Source organism: Sporomusa sp. KB1 (assembly GCF_007830295.1).
Taxonomy (GTDB): Bacteria; Bacillota; Negativicutes; order Sporomusales; family Sporomusaceae; genus Sporomusa.
Genome location: NZ_VLKC01000002.1, coordinates 1573786 through 1589572 on the forward strand (window position 1 = coordinate 1573786; position 15787 = coordinate 1589572).

The 15787-nt window shown below is 49.1% G+C and carries 21 protein-coding genes; 1 reads left to right on the plus strand and 20 read right to left on the minus strand.

What is annotated here, in order from left to right; translation table 11 throughout:
* Positions 1-5 precede the first annotated feature (5 nt).
* Genes SALPA_RS10990 through SALPA_RS11030 form a run of 9 tightly spaced genes read right to left on the minus strand, consistent with a single transcriptional unit; the run spans position 6 to position 7124 of the window.
* A complete protein-coding gene (locus SALPA_RS10990; protein WP_145093561.1) occupies positions 6-1025 on the minus strand; it encodes a WD40 repeat domain-containing protein in 1020 nt (339 codons plus the stop codon).
* Complete coding sequence (locus SALPA_RS10995; RefSeq protein WP_145093564.1) at positions 1026-2093, minus strand: hypothetical protein; 1068 nt, start codon at positions 2091-2093, stop codon at positions 1026-1028.
* 12 nt (positions 2094-2105) lie between these two features.
* Positions 2106-3005: a hypothetical protein gene (locus SALPA_RS11000; RefSeq protein ID WP_145093567.1), complete on the minus strand. Its 900-nt coding sequence runs from the start codon at positions 3003-3005 to the stop codon at positions 2106-2108.
* Positions 3006-3647: a DUF2612 domain-containing protein gene (locus SALPA_RS11005; protein ID WP_145093570.1), complete on the minus strand. Its 642-nt coding sequence runs from the start codon at positions 3645-3647 to the stop codon at positions 3006-3008.
* 8 nt (positions 3648-3655) lie between these two features.
* Complete coding sequence (locus SALPA_RS11010; RefSeq protein WP_145093573.1) at positions 3656-4831, minus strand: baseplate J/gp47 family protein; 1176 nt, start codon at positions 4829-4831, stop codon at positions 3656-3658.
* Complete coding sequence (locus SALPA_RS11015) at positions 4831-5196, minus strand: hypothetical protein (protein WP_145093576.1); 366 nt, start codon at positions 5194-5196, stop codon at positions 4831-4833. The genes SALPA_RS11010 and SALPA_RS11015 overlap by 1 nt, the downstream gene beginning before the upstream one ends.
* A complete protein-coding gene (locus SALPA_RS11020; protein WP_145093579.1) occupies positions 5193-5804 on the minus strand; it encodes a Gp138 family membrane-puncturing spike protein in 612 nt (203 codons plus the stop codon). Before SALPA_RS11020 ends, SALPA_RS11015 begins: the two co-directional genes overlap by 4 nt.
* A 13-nt stretch (positions 5805-5817) precedes the next feature.
* Positions 5818-6783 (minus strand): hypothetical protein, encoded by a 966-nt coding sequence (locus tag SALPA_RS11025; protein ID WP_145093582.1) that lies wholly within the window; start codon positions 6781-6783, stop codon positions 5818-5820.
* Positions 6780-7124 carry a hypothetical protein gene (locus SALPA_RS11030; protein WP_145093585.1) on the minus strand — a complete coding sequence of 115 codons (345 nt, stop codon included), beginning with the start codon at positions 7122-7124 and terminating at the stop codon, positions 6780-6782. The genes SALPA_RS11025 and SALPA_RS11030 overlap by 4 nt, the downstream gene beginning before the upstream one ends.
* A 76-nt stretch (positions 7125-7200) precedes the next feature.
* Between SALPA_RS11030 and SALPA_RS11035 the strand changes: the two genes are divergently transcribed.
* Entirely contained in the window at positions 7201-7779 is a 579-nt protein-coding gene (locus SALPA_RS11035) for a hypothetical protein (RefSeq protein ID WP_145093588.1), read from the plus strand.
* A 4-nt stretch (positions 7780-7783) separates the two neighbouring features.
* Here the strand turns inward: SALPA_RS11035 and SALPA_RS11040 are convergent, their stop codons facing one another.
* Genes SALPA_RS11040 through SALPA_RS11085 form a run of 11 tightly spaced genes read right to left on the minus strand, consistent with a single transcriptional unit; the run spans position 7784 to position 15787 of the window.
* On the minus strand, positions 7784-8497 hold the full coding sequence (locus tag SALPA_RS11040) for a phage baseplate protein (protein WP_145093591.1): 714 nt from the start codon (positions 8495-8497) through the stop codon (positions 7784-7786).
* Position 8498: 1 nt separating this feature from the next.
* Positions 8499-10568 (minus strand): lytic transglycosylase domain-containing protein, encoded by a 2070-nt coding sequence (locus SALPA_RS32435; RefSeq protein ID WP_304624550.1) that lies wholly within the window; start codon positions 10566-10568, stop codon positions 8499-8501.
* 3 nt (positions 10569-10571) lie between these two features.
* Positions 10572-10706, minus strand: coding sequence for a 4-alpha-glucanotransferase (locus tag SALPA_RS30335; protein WP_222427957.1), 135 nt, complete (start codon positions 10704-10706; stop codon positions 10572-10574).
* Positions 10706-11176 (minus strand): phage tail assembly chaperone, encoded by a 471-nt coding sequence (locus SALPA_RS11050; protein ID WP_145093594.1) that lies wholly within the window; start codon positions 11174-11176, stop codon positions 10706-10708. The genes SALPA_RS30335 and SALPA_RS11050 overlap by 1 nt, the downstream gene beginning before the upstream one ends.
* A gap of 9 nt (positions 11177-11185) precedes the next feature.
* Positions 11186-11626: a phage protein gene (locus SALPA_RS11055; RefSeq protein WP_145093597.1), complete on the minus strand. Its 441-nt coding sequence runs from the start codon at positions 11624-11626 to the stop codon at positions 11186-11188.
* Between the two features lie 15 nt (positions 11627-11641).
* Positions 11642-12127, minus strand: coding sequence for a phage protein (locus SALPA_RS11060; protein WP_145093600.1), 486 nt, complete (start codon positions 12125-12127; stop codon positions 11642-11644).
* A gap of 2 nt (positions 12128-12129) precedes the next feature.
* Positions 12130-13698, minus strand: a complete 1569-nt coding sequence (locus SALPA_RS11065) for a DUF3383 family protein (RefSeq protein ID WP_145093603.1) — start codon at positions 13696-13698, stop codon at positions 12130-12132.
* Positions 13698-14342, minus strand: a complete 645-nt coding sequence (locus SALPA_RS11070; RefSeq protein ID WP_145093606.1) for a hypothetical protein — start codon at positions 14340-14342, stop codon at positions 13698-13700. Before SALPA_RS11070 ends, SALPA_RS11065 begins: the two co-directional genes overlap by 1 nt.
* Positions 14343-14693 carry a hypothetical protein gene (locus tag SALPA_RS11075; protein WP_145093609.1) on the minus strand — a complete coding sequence of 117 codons (351 nt, stop codon included), beginning with the start codon at positions 14691-14693 and terminating at the stop codon, positions 14343-14345.
* Positions 14694-15272: a hypothetical protein gene (locus SALPA_RS11080; protein ID WP_145093612.1), complete on the minus strand. Its 579-nt coding sequence runs from the start codon at positions 15270-15272 to the stop codon at positions 14694-14696.
* Complete coding sequence (locus SALPA_RS11085) at positions 15266-15787, minus strand: DUF4054 domain-containing protein (RefSeq protein ID WP_145093615.1); 522 nt, start codon at positions 15785-15787, stop codon at positions 15266-15268. Before SALPA_RS11085 ends, SALPA_RS11080 begins: the two co-directional genes overlap by 7 nt.

Below are 15787 nucleotides of genomic sequence, written 5' to 3' on the forward strand. Positions count from 1 at the left end.
ATAAATTACAGCCCACCAACAAGAATAAATGATTGAAACATAAATGTTGATCCGGCTTCCCGTTTGTATACCGTTATATAAGGAGAACCAGCGCTAGCAATGGCTAGGTAAATCCCATCAGGGGAGAAGGATGCTTCATATCCAAGAACCGTAGGCAACGTAGCAGGATCTGCCAGCTTTGTGAAAAAGTCTCCATCTCGTTTGTATACCGTTATGAAAGGAGAACCAGCGTGAGCAACGGCTAGGTAAATCCCATCAGGGGAAAAGTCTACAGAGTTTGCTGCACCCGGAGGCAACGTAGCAGGATCTGCCAGCTTTGTGAAAACGTCTCCATCTCGTTTGTATATCGTTATGAAAGGAGAAGCAGTGTAACCAACGACTAGGTAAATCCCATCTGAAGAAAAGCCTACTCCACGTCCAGTACTTGCAGGCAACACGGATGGATTTGCCAGCTTTGTAAACACGTCTCCATTCCGTTTGTATATTGTAACGTAAGGAGAACTATCGTGAGCAACGGCTAGGTAAATCCCATCTGAAGAAAAGTCTACTTCACGTCCAGTACTTGCAGGCAACACGGATGGATTTGCCAGTTTAGTGAAAATATCACCGTCTCGTTTATAAATCATGAGGTAGGGACTGTTACTGTGGCCCACCGCTAAGTAAGCCCCGTCTGAGGAGAAAGCTATACTTTGGGCATTACCCGTAGGCAAAGTGGCCGGATTCGGTAGTTTAGTGAAAGTATCACTATCCCGCTTATAAATTGTAACGAAAGGGCTGCCACCATGGCTCACCGCTAAATAAAACCCATCTGGCGAAAAAACTACCCCCGTGGCAACACCCGTAGGCGCAGTAGCGGGATTTGGCAGTTTAGTGAAAATATCACCGTCTCGTTTATAAATCATGAGGTAGGGACTGTTACTGTAGCCCACCGCTAAGTAAGCCCCGTCTGAGGAGAAGGATACAGAGTTTGCTGCATTGGAGGGTATAGTAGATGGATCTGCCAGCTTTGTAAAAATATCACTCATCTAATAATCCACCACCTTAGCAATTACGCTGACCATCGTAGCAGAGACACCGGCACCGTTAATTTGAGCGTAAAACTGCAGCCCTTCCGCAACAAGCGTGTTGGTCGGTGCCGCCCAGTTTGTCAATTTCGTTGAGATGCTAACTTCTGCCAACAGCGTCCCATTGTGAAAAATCTGAACACCAGTAGCGGCTGTCGGCGTATCTGTTGTCATTATGGTATAGCCGACTAGTTTCCCGGCGCGTGGGAACATGTTCAGTACAGATTTTTGACCATTTTCGGGATTGACCAGGGCAACACCGGCCGTCCATTGACGTGTTGCCCAGGCTATAGCGTAATCTGTTGCCGACGATTTAACTAAAACTTGGCCTGCCGTGCCGCCCGCAGGGATACCGGTGCCTGCTGCGCCAGGGTCCCCTTTCGGCCCCTGCGGTCCAATTGGTCCCGCCTTACCTTGTGGTCCAGCGGGTCCCTCAGGGCCTTGTATTCCTTGGGAGCCAGCGGGTCCCTGGGGTCCGGCTGCGCCTTGGGAAGCTAATAACGCCCAGTAGGTTTCAGAAGAGGCGTTTCCCGTAGGTGGTACGTTCGTATGCGCGTCTAAACAAAAATAAGACGCGCCCTGATAGCCCACGGCATCGTCTTTTTGGTAGGTAGTAGTATTAGACCATGACCCTTTCCATGCCAATCCTGCAGGACCACCCGGACCGGCGGGACCTCGCAGCCCCTGAGGGCCTGTCGGGCCAACGGGTCCTTGCTCTCCTTGTGGGCCGGCAGGACCCTGTGGTCCGGGCGGTCCCTCGGTTCCTTCTCCGCCGCCAGATGTATACAGCGCCGATACGGCAGTGACCAGGTTTTCAAAGTTTTCATCTGTGACCGTATACCCCTGCTGAGACAATGCCTCAGCGATGGCCGCACACATCATGCTGACCTGGTAAAACAGTTTATTGTGTAGTTCCGGGATAGCACGGCCGGGGATGACACCGTTTTGCCGTTGCGTTGCGGCAGCATATTGCTCATCGGTCATCATGCTCGTTTTGGTTTCATTGAAAATTTTAAAATTTGTAGGCATGTCTTCCCTCCCTTATGCAATCTGCTCGATATACGCCAAACTATAAAAAGGCGGCATATTCGTGTGTGGCTGACCATCGCCAGTTTCGGTCGTTGGGTAAGTCCAGTACTCTGGACCCACGCCAGCGCCCGCCTGCCCTAATTCCCGGCCTTCGTGGATGCCATCGGAACTATGCGAATAGTATTGTGACCCATGACTATGTGAGGGTATTTGGTCTATGGATAACGTTACTGCTGCGGCCCCGCCTGAGGTGCCTGCAGGATACGCTGAACTGGCGACAAGAATAAACCTGCCTCGCAGATCCTGGGTACCGTCGGTGCCGTCGCAAATGTGCCAGGAAGTATTAATTTTGCCACTGAGCCGGTCAATCGGATATTTATTGCCTGTGCCGCCAAAGCTGCCGCGAAACGGCAGCGCTACCCCGGCAGGTGGTACGCCTCCGGACACCAGCGCACTGCCGCCGGCATGAGTTACCCAGCGGACCGTATTATCTGTAGTTATCCCTTCATTGGCCGCCCATGTCGGCTCGGCAGCGCCGCTTATGCCGCCCTGCGTGCAGTAAAACCATTTGGCCATACCTAAGTTCTTACTGTATACGATATCGCTGACCGTGTATTTCGTGTTTGGCTGCCAAAACAAAACGCTACTACCGGCAAGGGACAACAGCGCTTGCGTAATATTATTGGTAAGCAAAGCCAGATCAGCGTCTGACGCGTCAAAGCCCTGATTGGCCACAAACTGCCCAAACGCGGTAACCATCATGCTCCACTGGTAAAACATCTTGTTGTGCATGGCGCTAGGCGCGATTCCTGGCGTTACGCCGTTTATTCTGTAATTACTGCTTTGATAAACTGAATGATCAATCATGTTTTGCTTATTCTGATCAAAAACAAGAAAATTGCTAGTTGCCAATTAAGACCACTCTCCTTCCCCGTATCCCTTGTACATGTCGTCTTCATCACCGTAGGCAAAAACGTACGAATCTGCTCGCAGACCGCCGCCCTGCCAATAACCCCGGTCATAACCCTTCATGGCTGGTGTGTCCATGTCGTAGGCGAATAATGGCCGGCCAGTGGCGGTCAGGTTGATTCTGACCGTCTCAGGTTTCGGAAATAGGTAGCCATGCTCCAACAGGTCCTTTACAAGCGTTCCGACATTCCCAACCAGCAGCACGTCCATGCTCATGTCCTGATTGTCGTAAATCTCCAAGTGATATTCCGGAAAGTGTTCATCCCAATAAGAGTATATAGAAGGCGTCATACCGTCCCATATATTAATCAGGACTTTTGCTTTTAACGCGAACCGGTAAGTACTGTCCCCCATAACCGGACTATAGCCGCCCGAGGGCTGAAAGTCCAAAACACGCTTACGGCCAATGAATTCGCCAAGAATGTCAAGCTGCTTACCTACGGCTGTGTCCAAATCAAAGTATGTGTGAATATTTCTGGCCAGCTCAGCAACATCCTCGCCTTTTTGCAGGCCGGCTTCTAACCAGGCCATAAACTTAGGTTTATCGCGGTATAGAGAGGTGATTAGATTCAGATATTTTTCCATATGCCCTCCTAAGCGGGGTTAACCTTAATATTGGCTAATTCTCCCTTGGTAACACCGTGAAACGGGATCACAATATCCGCTGTACTTTGGGCTTTGCCTACGGTCCCGGCTGTCAACGACTGAATAGAAAAAGACGGCATATGCAAGTCTACATTCGCCGTCATAGCTGCGGCCCATAAAGCCGACAGGGCCAAATCCTGGCCAATGGCCAGGTTGTTGAGGTATGCCACAAGGTTAGCATTTATGTTTTCGAGCACATTGCTGGTGTACCCGGTGAGCTGCTTGATATTCAGTGTAACGGCCATATTATAATAGGTCGGCCGATAGAACCTGATCAGCACATTCTGCCCCCGGTCATTCATAACCAGTATAGCAGTCGTTCCGTTTGTATATCCCCCCGGCGTTTTCCGGGTGTGGATGGTTCTGGCGATTTCCTCATCGTTGCCGCCCTCGATAACTGCAGTCAAACTATGGGGCGGCAGGCCGTTATCATCATACTGGCCTGTATCATTTTCGTAAAGAATATGACGGGTTACACCCGGCAAGGCATAAATCGCGCCATCGATGCCATCCAAGACAGTGGTACTGGGATTTGCCGTACTGGCAGCCTGCCGGCCACGCAGGGCTGAATCGACTTCCGCTGCTTGCCCCGGGCTGGCAGCTGCAGAGTTGGACACGTTCAACCAACCGGCTGTAGGCGTCATGATCTTGTTAATCTCTCCCGACTGCGCGGTTATGTTACCCAGGGTTTGACAGGTGGCTACCGATGATGTGGAGCCGGATGTGCCGATAACTACAGAGGCAGGCAGCGCCCAGTTATACCCGGATACGTCCTGGACAATGCCGTTTGTTATCACCGTGCCGCCTTGGCCGGTGAGGATGACAGGGACAGTTGAGTAAGACGCTGCTTTGCGGTTGATACCGTTAATTCTCACGGTACCATCCAGCGCTGCGTTAGTAGCCGTACTCGGTGATCGGCTGTTATATGCCAGTTGCAAGGTTTGCAGTACGTCATGGTACTTGAGTGACAGCGCGGAGATATATTGGTAGTCGGCGCTGTCGTTTTCTAAATAGATGTCCTGCCCGTAAATCCGCTTTGCCTCGGCAATCATGCCATCTCTGATATCTATATAACTGGGGAGATGTAAGCCGCTGGCGTCGATGTATGGTTTAAAATAAGCCATCAGAATGTCACCTCCTCATCCAAGGTGATAGTGCCATATACCGTATCCACACGGCACTGGAATACGTATTTGCGTGTCTCGTTATCAAAGGTACTGGAAAAATCGAATATATCCGTCACGTCCGTAGTATTTCGGATTCGTTTTTGCAAAATCAGGTCAATGGCCTGGGTTCCCCTGTTTGTTCTGGCACCAAGTATAACCTGAAATAACGGCAATCCATCCTCGGTATCCTCCCACCATTCTGTTAGCAGCAGCTTTAGTCGCGTATAAACTGCCTGTGCTACCGCTTCCTCTTTCGATAGGAAAGCTTGCCGATTTTGGCCAAATGTATAGTCGCCGTTCGCATCCAAACGTCGATAGATCATGTCACGCCTCCTGTTGTGCCGCCGCCTGGTTCCACACCGCCATGGGTGTGCCCCAGGAAGGAACGGCCATCAATGGTGGTATTGGGGCCAATATTGATGTTGCCAGAATTGATGTTGATGTTACTGTCTGCAATTTCTATGATTGCGCTGCCGGCGTCATTCCGAATTTGCAGACTGTCGGTGGACACCCCTGACAATCGGTTCGGCTGTGAAATTTTAGTTATGATGGCCAGCCCGTCGGACAGGTCATGCCGGCGGCGGTCAATTTGATTTTGCACCCCGCCCGACTGCCAGAAAGCGTCATAGCAGCAATCAGCGAAGATCACCAAGCATTCATCATTTTTTTTGACGGGGAAAGTGATCGAATAGCCACCGGCGCGGGGGAACATCACCGGTACATCTACCAGCAAAGGGATATCTGTCCATTCTTGATTCCCGCTTATATTTACTTTCTCACGGATGGCCGGCTTTATGGTAGCCGTCTGTCTGTCAGAATCATAGGATTCGATGATCCCCGGCATGGCCACGCGAATGTCCAGGGCTGTCATAAGCGCCAGGAGCCGGAATAGTTCGGTTTGATCTCCCAGTCGTTCATTGATTGTGAGCATAAAATCTAACCTCCTATTGCGGGTTCTGGTCTGCCGTGGCCAGCATGAGCGGCATCAACCCGTAGCGGCTAACGCCAATAACTTCTGTATACCATTCATCGCCCCGGGTATCGCCAATATGATTTAATTTATATACCTGGTACTGCCCATCCTCGTCCAGTTTGGAAGGTATAAGCCCAATCTGGTACTTGGCTTGGCGAATAAGAACATTATCCAGTTTGATCATTGTCTGCAGTTTGATTGCCGGATTCAACAAGCACCGGAAGCTAACCCCGTCTTGTACTTGCTGCGGCGAACCGATTAAACCGGTTTGCGGTGTCAAAACCAGAGCCTCGTCGGGGGCAATGTCCGTTGCTTTAGCAATGTAAATTTTCCCTTCATCTACCCAGAAACTAGCAGCATTGTCGCGGGCAATATCGCCTAAATAATTTTTAGGCATCCCGAAAAACACTTTACCACGCGGCAACCGCTGAGTAGATAACTCTGGCGATATGCGGCCAATTTCAGTTGGTTTCGTTTTATTTGGGACAATGGACCGCTGAGCAATATGCTCAACGATTTGCCGCTGCGTCACGCCGGCGTTAAGCGTCGTTTTAAGAATGCCATTGTTTAAGAAGGCGTCGCCGTCTAAACAGATTAAAGACAAAACATAATCCACGTTATCTTCCCGGGAGCGGACAAACTGAATAATGTCTCCGTCAAAGATTTTCCCGTACTGCTTAACCTCTGTTTGCTGGCCAGTCTCCGTATCGATAATCCCGTCATAGCCAGCCTCCACGATAATCCGCACGCCTTCTTTGATAATCTCTGTTTCGGTGTCGTTGGTCAGGTTATAAATGTTGATCTCTGCATAATTGGACACCGCTCTGGCCTTTTTCTCAATGCTGAAAGTGCAGCGTAGGTTTGACACATCCCAGGCGTTATCCGCTTTGTCGGCTACGTATACACGGAATTTGCGGCCATACAGATAGTTGCTCATATCGGCGTATCACTCCAAATTAAAATCCAGTCTACCCCTAGATTTGAGTCATTCGGGAATTCTGTTGCAGAATTGCCGGTATTCACCACGTAAGCGCTGCCAATGCCAAGGTAAGAGTATTGTTCTAAAATATTAGCTGCGGGTGGGTCCCCCGGAATCAGCGGAATAGATGAAAGCAGAACGTTGTTCGTCGCCTCATCAGTAATGCCCATAATCCAATAGCCGGCAATCGAATTCCAGGCAACAAAAAAGGACAGTGCTTTGTTCTGTCCATCAATCTGCAGCGTACAAGTGAATTTTTGATTTGGGGCAGTTGTCAGTGGAATTTTTTGATAAGCCATAAAATCACCTTTTGTTATTTTTTACAAGGGAAATTCTTGGTTTTTGTAGAAGTATTGCTTAGAAAGGAGTGAGTCTATGAAAAAACTTATTTTAATCCTGTTTTTCCTCATGCTTTTCAGCGCGCAGGCTTTAGCCCGGCCAATAGTCATGTACAGCACTATTAACGATGGGCTTGCTGTGCCAATTTTGGTTTACTCCTCCGAGAAAGTAGACGCTTATATACCTGATGATATGATTAACTTTAATTTGTTTTGGAGTAAATATCCTCAAAATGGAAATTTCAGTTTCACCGTGTATTACGAGGCTAAAGACGAAGCATTAAGGCAAAATATGGTTAGCGGATTTAAAGAACGCATAAAAAACAGAACTGTAATTTTATTTGGGGGCGCCAACCCCGACTGGTTGAAGGGCTCAATGGAAGCTATCTATTTCGATATGCAAAATAAACAGGCCGTTTCAACAAAGGAAATCTTTGTTGATGCGTATGGGAATTTTATGGGCTCACGAGGAGGATTTAGGCAAGTAACACCTTTAAACGAAGAGCACAAAGTATATTCGAAAATCGCTGAAAACATAGCGGTCTTGTTGGAAAAGGCAAAAAACGACCCTCGTTATGCGTATTTAATAAGAGAGTCTGGGAAAGCGGATAATTAAAAAACTAGTTGCTTCCATTCGAAAGGCTTTTTTCTATCTGGTACCCATACGTTCCTGGGTCCTCAATGGCTTCTGCTTGCAATTGCCCCCGGTCAGTGAAGTCCGTGTCATGCGGCCTTGCACTGACTTTTGTTTTTGCCACATTCACTATAAATATTTCTTTCAGCGTTACCGTGCAGCGAAGGCCGTACAGGGCTTTGGAATCATCAGGCACAGAAATGGTTTCAATCAGCATGTTGTCGTACTGCGTCAGGCGGGTCAAAACACTGACGGGTATCCGCCCTTCCTGAATTTCAAGCAAGACATGATAGGCCGATTTGCTTTTACTTTTATCCGCAGCTGCGTTACCTGGTGCAACATAGCTAATAAATTGCTGATTATACATATCGTCCACAGCATCGGACATTAGGATTTCCATAACTAATACTTTCGGCTCAACTATGGAATGGTCCGTAATATTCGCGCCGTCCTGTACCGGGTGCGAAGTAATTTTTAGGGAGGACGTATGATCCTCCCTGATTACTGCGTCAAAAAAGAATCCGGCGATATTGGTCTTAACCAACACAAGCTGTGATAATTCTGTCGGTAGCCCGTTCCACTCTGGCGGCCGGTAAGCAGTCTTGTTCTGATCCCATTCTGGCGCCTGCTGCTTCTCTTCAGCCCGTTTTAAAACTACTTTCGCAAGATTGTAGTAACCCCATGCTTTCTGTATATCCATATTAAACCATCACCGGCCTTAACTCACGAATTTGAATAGCGGTATTCCGCTGTTGCGCTTGCTGAACGCCTGTTGTAACTGCCTGCTGTATTTGCGCTGGCGTTGCATTCGGCTGCGTGATATTGATATAAACAGGACCGACGGATAGCGAGGAACCGCCTCCTCCCTCGGATACTGGCGCATATGGTGTATAAGCATTTTGCTGGTAAAACGCCATATTGGCTCTTGCATTAGCTAGGGCATTGGAGGTGTCAAAGCCGGTAAAGGCTACAGGGCGTGCAGAGTTGTAATCGTCGTAATACCCTAAGACTTTATCCACATAGTCTTGTGTTTCCCTATACGGCGGAATACCCCCGTACTTCTCAACAGCTCCTGGTCCTGCGTTATACCCGGCCAGTGCTTTTCTCACATCCCCGTTAAATTCATCTAGCATCTGCCGTAAATATTTTGTTCCGCCTAAGATGTTTTCACGAGGGTCATACATGTTAACACCTAAACCGGATGCTGTACCAGGCATAAGCTGCATGTATCCATAAGCCCCTACAGGCGATTGAGCCGTTGGGTTAAAGCCTGATTCCTGCTGAATAACTGCCCGAATCAGGCTTTCTGAAACCCCATATTTTCTAGCCGCCTCCTGTATATACGCAGTAACGTCGGCGCTTTCATTTTCGCTTTTAACTCCGCTACCGCTTGAATCGTCAAAAATACCGCCGACATCTCCCAGAATAGATTTGCTGATAGCTCCGGCCTTCTTGAATTCGCCACCCATGATAGCCCAATTCAATTGTACCAATTTGGCTAGGATGGTTCCAAACGCGGCAAGGCGCTTCAGTTCCCGGCTGAGTTCATCCCCGAACCATTGCCAAAAGCCCTTATACTTTGAGCTACTGGACAAAAGTCCAAGTTGCTCCATTACCTTGGTCAGGCTGACAAAAATATCATCAATGGCCTTTCCGATTTCGTAAAACATGTTTCGAAACGATTCTAATACACCGTTTTTCGCAAGTGACTTGGCTATCTCCCCGAATGCCTCCGCCAGCAAAGGCGGAATGTTTTTAATTGTCGCTTCCAGCAGTTTAAAAACGTCATGCAAAATTTTTACCGATAGGGCGTACCCATCGGATTTTTTTATTTCAGCCCAAAAATCCTGCAAATACCTTTTAATAACAGGCAACAGTTCCTTGATTTTATTAAACCAATCAATTAACTGTTGCCAGATAGGAGCTAGTGTCTTAGATGATTTCCGGCCGTCAATGTAACCATAAAAATCTTCTAGTAAAATTAAAAACGCGGTGATTACCGCGCCTAGGGGGCTAATTTTAAAAGCCAGGCCGATAGCAGCAATTGCCATCGCGGCTTTTTTTACACCGACGGGCAACAGGTCAAATAGTTGCATGATTCCCCGGTATAAATCCCGGATAAACCGGGCACCGGCCATACCAACATTCATAAAGGTAACCAGTACCTCGGCAATCCGCTTCGTCCAATGCGGCATTGTGGCTGTTAGCTTATCATTAAACTCGCTTAACTGCTTTTTTATGTTCGCCAGCGGACCACTGAGATACTTGCCTAGGTAGTATGCCACCCATTCGGTGGCGTATTGTACTTCAAGCTTCATGCGCTTGAACTCAAATAAGATCGAGCGGATATACTGAAGCTGCCCACCGGCGTCGCCGGGAGTTTGCATTTGCCGGCCTTGGCGTACTAGCTGAAAGTACTGCTGCCGTAGCTCTGGAATCCATGCCACGTCCTCCATACTCTCGCCCATGGCGTCCAGTACGGTTTTCAGTTCCTTAGCGTTTTCCTTGGTAGTCCATAATCTGAGCGCGAATTTCTGATACTGCATATCAGCATCAGCTTCTTGTGTCATTAGGCCACCTGTAGCAGCGCCTATAGCGGCCAAAGCCGCCGTGACGCCGGTGGCGGCGGTAGCAAAGTTTTTGGCCATGCCCGCGGTAGTTGATTGAATAGTACGGCCTAAGTCGTTTACAGCCTTCTGAGCCTTATCAAATTCTGGTTGGTTGACCTGAAAGCCCAGGGCAACCAGGTATGATTTTATGACGTCCAGCATGGTCTATCCCCTTTCCGCCGCCTGTCGGGCCCGTAGTTCATTTTCCTGTTTTACGGTTAGCATTTCATGCGCGTCCAACAAGTCATCCAATGTATAGGTGCCGTCCCAAACTTCATGCTGCCGCCACATGCCAGCCATTACTGGGGTGTAGGCAAGTTCTTCGAGATTAACGCACCGAATAGGGTCGTACCCGAGAAGCTGGCGGTTAAGTCCTTCAATGCGTTTCCGTCGAAAAAACTTGAAATATTAAAAATCAGTGCATGAACTGTCAACGTCATAACCGTGACTGTATCGTTTTCCAGCCCTGCCACGCCCCAGGCTCCATTTTCACCGATAACAGGAGCTTTGCCAGCAGGAAGCACCTCATAGCAAACCCCCAGGCAATCGAATTGTAGTTCGGTAAACTCCTGCCTGCTCATAACAGGTAATTTAGGCCCTGGGACTATAGTATTAGCGGCTTCCCCTTTCACCAAGGCATCCATCCCCATTGGTAATACCTGCCCCATAACCTTATAGGCAATATAACAGCCGGTCAGAGCATCGAATTTTTCAATTCGCCACTTCCGGCCGGCCAGTTCCACGATTTTATGATCTTCTCGTTTACTCATACGTCCTCCTTATATCGGTAGTGTTTTCAGATCCGCACACATTAGCGGCCACGTCACTCGCTGACCCTGCGCCTGGTATGGCGTGTCGCCGACTTTCTGAGGGCTTACGCCTATGCCGACATGGGACCGCCCCATCTTCGGCGCACGAATCAGGATAGTAGTTTGTGTCCATTCATCGGTATCAGCCAGATACAGATAGTTATACCAATTCATCAGCCAGTTGTGCAGGCTGGATGTTTGCTGAGCTTGAATTGTGATGATACCATTTTCCCCAGCTAACTTGCTGACCATAACCGCACCGTCGGCAGCTACGTCGTGCGCTGTCCGGTCTGTGGCCATGGCGATAGTCATTTCACCAATGCCCTGGCCGGTGAACGTATACGCGCCAACAGACGGGTGAACAATATTCCCCGTTAAGTCCAAAAAACTATAGGTAGAGATATCAGGCAATTTAACTCCTCCTTTTTACTCGGTTTGTATGTCGGCCGCCATAAGGTTCCATGTGACTAAGTCCCCCTGCGCCCGATAGGGGATATCCCCGATTTTCTGAGGGCTAACGCCCCGCGCTGTGTGCTGAATTTTAAGAGTCCGGCCACGAATCAGAACCGTGGTCATTAGCCATTCATTACGGGGTGTTCCTGGCCCCGATAGGTAGTTATGCCAACCTAGCAGCCATTTATGCAGAGTGGACGTTTGTTGTACTCGGATAGTGATCATCCCATTTCTGCCGGGGATTTGTGTAGGAATGACCGCGCCATCCACGCCAATATCGTGGTTAGTCGAGTCCGTGGCCATGGATATAGTAATTTCACCTACGCCTTTCCCTGTTAGGGTATAGGCCCCGAAGGACGGGTGATTGATTACCCCTGTCAGATCGAGAAAACTATAGGTAGATACCGGCGCAAACAGGGAGGATACGACAGCAAGAGCGGATTTCCAAAAGTCAGCCATGGTTATCTGTTCACATATACGCCGATAACGACACTGTGAACCGCACCAGCTTCTTTAATGGCGATATAAATTGGTGGTGCTTTCCTTGCCTCCCGATCTGCTTCGGTCTGATCGGCGATAGCCTCAGACTGCACTAAGAAGCCCTGAATTAGATAATCGCCGGTGTTGAGGTTCAGGATTTCCTGCCCTGTCCACTTCCCGGGAGCTAAGAATCCCCGCGTAACAGCTTTGTTACTGGCAGAGATACAAGCTTCCACCAGTTGCGTGACGCCGGCCTCGGTTTGCGGAACTTTAGGCAGTTTGTACAACTTATCCATTACGTTAAGTTGGATATCATTGGACAGCATATCAAGATTGAGGACTTCATCGAAAAATGATCCGTCCGCCATGACACCTTCCTCGAACATGTCGTAGTACATACCGCGATTGATGTACACATTGCCATTATTGGCCTTGATATCGAGTAATTCAGTAGAGGTTATCGGCTCTACGGTTACACCCGGCTCCTGCTTGAATTTCAATGTGTATGCGGAATTGGCCATACCTGTATTAGCCCGCATAGCGTAGCCCATGATCGACACTGCCGCATGGGAATTCGTTGTAGAATATTGCCCTATGGAGCGTTTCCGCTTCAGCGCCTTGAGAGCAGGAAACACAGTAGCGTCGTTGGTCGTATAGACTTGCACCGTGGTTGGCGTGGCCACCTCAACATACTCAGCTATTGCCAGGATTTCTTCTTTAGCGGCATCCAGGCAGGATACAGCGTACCATTCCGCATTTTTTCCCCGCAAATGTGCAACCGCGGCGGCGAAGGTTGCTGCTCCTACAGAGGTAATATCAATGGTGCAGCCGGTACCACTGCCGGAGGATACAGTAGTTATCTGGCCAATAGCAGTACTATACCCCGACCCACCACTTAACAGCGTAAGCTCCGCGATTGCGCCTGCTGCGCCGACGGCCACAATATTAACTGTGCAGCTGGTACCACCGGCTGGCGTTACAGTGGTTGTCTGACCGGTAGATATGGCATAACCGCTGCCAGTCGTGTCGATATCAACACTAGTGACAGATCCGTCTTCGTCAATTCCCGTTACAACCAAGGTACAACCGGTACCGCCGCCAACGGTTAAAATGTCTCCTTCTTTATAGCCAGTTCCTGCGTTGGCTATAGTAACTTGCGCTACGCCACCAACCTGGTATACCTCGGTAACCATAAACCGGCCGCCACTACCTCCATCAACCGTCAGAATATTGCCCACAGCATACCCAGTCCCCTTGTTCGCGATAGTATAGCCGGTAATCGTTTGTAACTCTGTTGTGCCTATCATTAGTTTACGCGGTCTAGGGTTTTGGCTGAAATAGAGACTAGCCGCTTTGTATTCCGGCGTTTCAGCCGTAAATCCGTCTTCCAATATGGCATCAAGGCTTTCATATAGTTGGAAAGCGTCTGCCGCTGGGATTAACTCGCTGCTGCCAACAATCATCCCGGTATCAAAGGCCCGTCTAGGTGCGGACAGTGGCGATACCTGGACAACAACATCAACAACAGAGTTTAAGCTTTGTGTAACCATTACACACCTCCATGTGTTTTTGTATTTTTGTCGACGATAACTACGGGAAACACTGTCGTCGTATTAGTTATGCCTGACTCAGGATTACTTTGTATTGTAACCTCAGCAGATTTGATATACGGCACAGTACTGTCATACCGAACTAGAGTATTGAAGCTGGCCGCTACATCCGCCCGTTCCCACCAGCGGCCGCCGAACAATTCCGGCAGGCGCTGCGGCGTTTTAACTCGTGGAATCAGAAATACCTGGTTAGCGGTCAAAGGCTCGCGGTATGGCTCATCGTAAAGGAGCCTACGAATCTTGCTGGCGTTGTTCCAACTGTTCGGACCATACAGCAGCCAATGAACACGGATTACACGGGTCTGGCCCGTGGTCTGATTTGCGCTGTCCTCATCCCCCGCTTGCAATACATTATCACGGAGAATATTTATTTCGTCGTCTTCTTCATCGATACGCAGAAAGGCAACATCTTCATGGATTTTCCACGCCGGTGCGCCTTCGGTTGGCCAGGATATGCGAACAGGCATGAAGGTTGGCGGGTTATCCGGGTCGTTATACTCATCAGGATTAAATCCCAGCATCAACATGGTTACTTTCCAAAACAAGTCCTCCAGTTGCTCGGTTGTTAAGATCAAATCTGCCATTTAATCACCTGCAATTCGCTCGCCTAGTGCCTTGTAGAAACCGTTGGCTTTACGTGGCCAAAGTTGGAAAAGGCGGTACCGTTCACCATTCCAATCTACGTTGTCTGATGTTCCTTTCTCATTCGTTACTAGTAAATCTTCTGTATCGTATACGGCTATAATCCCTTTCACCCGGTCGCCTTCAGGCACTTGCAGCAAGTCTTTGCTAGTAGCCGCAATAATAACGCCACTACGCTGTATATCTTTCTCCGAAGTTCTCGGACGGCCACCGACCAGAACTGTAGTTTTCCGGTAAAGCGTGTACGGCTTACAAAAATCCGGGTCCTGGATAATTTCAGCAACGTTAATCATTTATTCACGCTCCTTCACAACATACGTGATAGCCTGGCGCAACGCTCCACTATCGATTAGCGGCCGGTCGCTGCCTTTAGACTTAGCCGTTTCAGGCGTATTCGGTGCCCAGCCATTTTCAGGATCAACAAAATAGTCTTTTACCTTGTTAGCCGCAAACAGGCCTGCCTTTTCCAGGCCATCCTGCGCCCCCTGGGCATTGCCATTTAATGCGGCTTGCGCCGCCGGCTTCAGTTTTTCGGCAATGGATTCTTGGTGCTTTTTAATCGCTGGTTCGATGATAGGACGCGGCGGCGAATGCCAAAGGGGAGAGCCATGCTCCTGCACGTACATTTCGTAGGCCTTGGAATAGGGTTTCCCCGCATCTATCGCCGGTTGCATTTCCTCGCGCATAGAGCCCGCCCGTACTCCGTGGGTATGAATATAGGCCAGTTCGGCATTGTTAATCTCCTCACCTTGCCGGCTGGCCTCTTCTTCGGGGATACCCACACATACTTCCAGCTTGCCTAAATCGGCCATAATCTTTTTTAAGATGTTTGGGTCGCCTTTGGCCGTGACAGCTACGGTGCCTTTTACCACACGTACATCCCGCCTTTGCCTACTATACGGGCCAAGGTTGCATATTGCTGGCCGAAAGTGGTCAGGTTCCAGGCAGCCCAGCCGTCAAGTCCCTGGGCGATAGTGGAAAAGTCATAACTAACAGATACATCACCGACTGATTTACTGGTCATTAGCCCTCGTGCTTGTCCCGCAGCGACGACCTGCGCCGCAGTGCTGTTTGCATCGACAAAACTCTGCAAGTACAGTGTAAGAAAATGAGCTATAAATAAGCCCATGGCAAACTTCCACCGCTTACGCCAGCGTGATTCCTTCACTACTGCATCCGCCAGTTCGATGTACATTTCGATGATAGAAGTGTCTACCAGGTAGGTAGTCGTCGGCTCACCGTCGGGACCTTCGGAAGGTGTTTCTCTAGGTCCGAAAGCTGGGTACAGGACGTAAAAATCATCCAAAGCATATGGCGGATTATCACCAGAACGCAAATTGGAAGCGGCAGCAATTATGCTTGCACCGCCGCTGTCATATACATACAT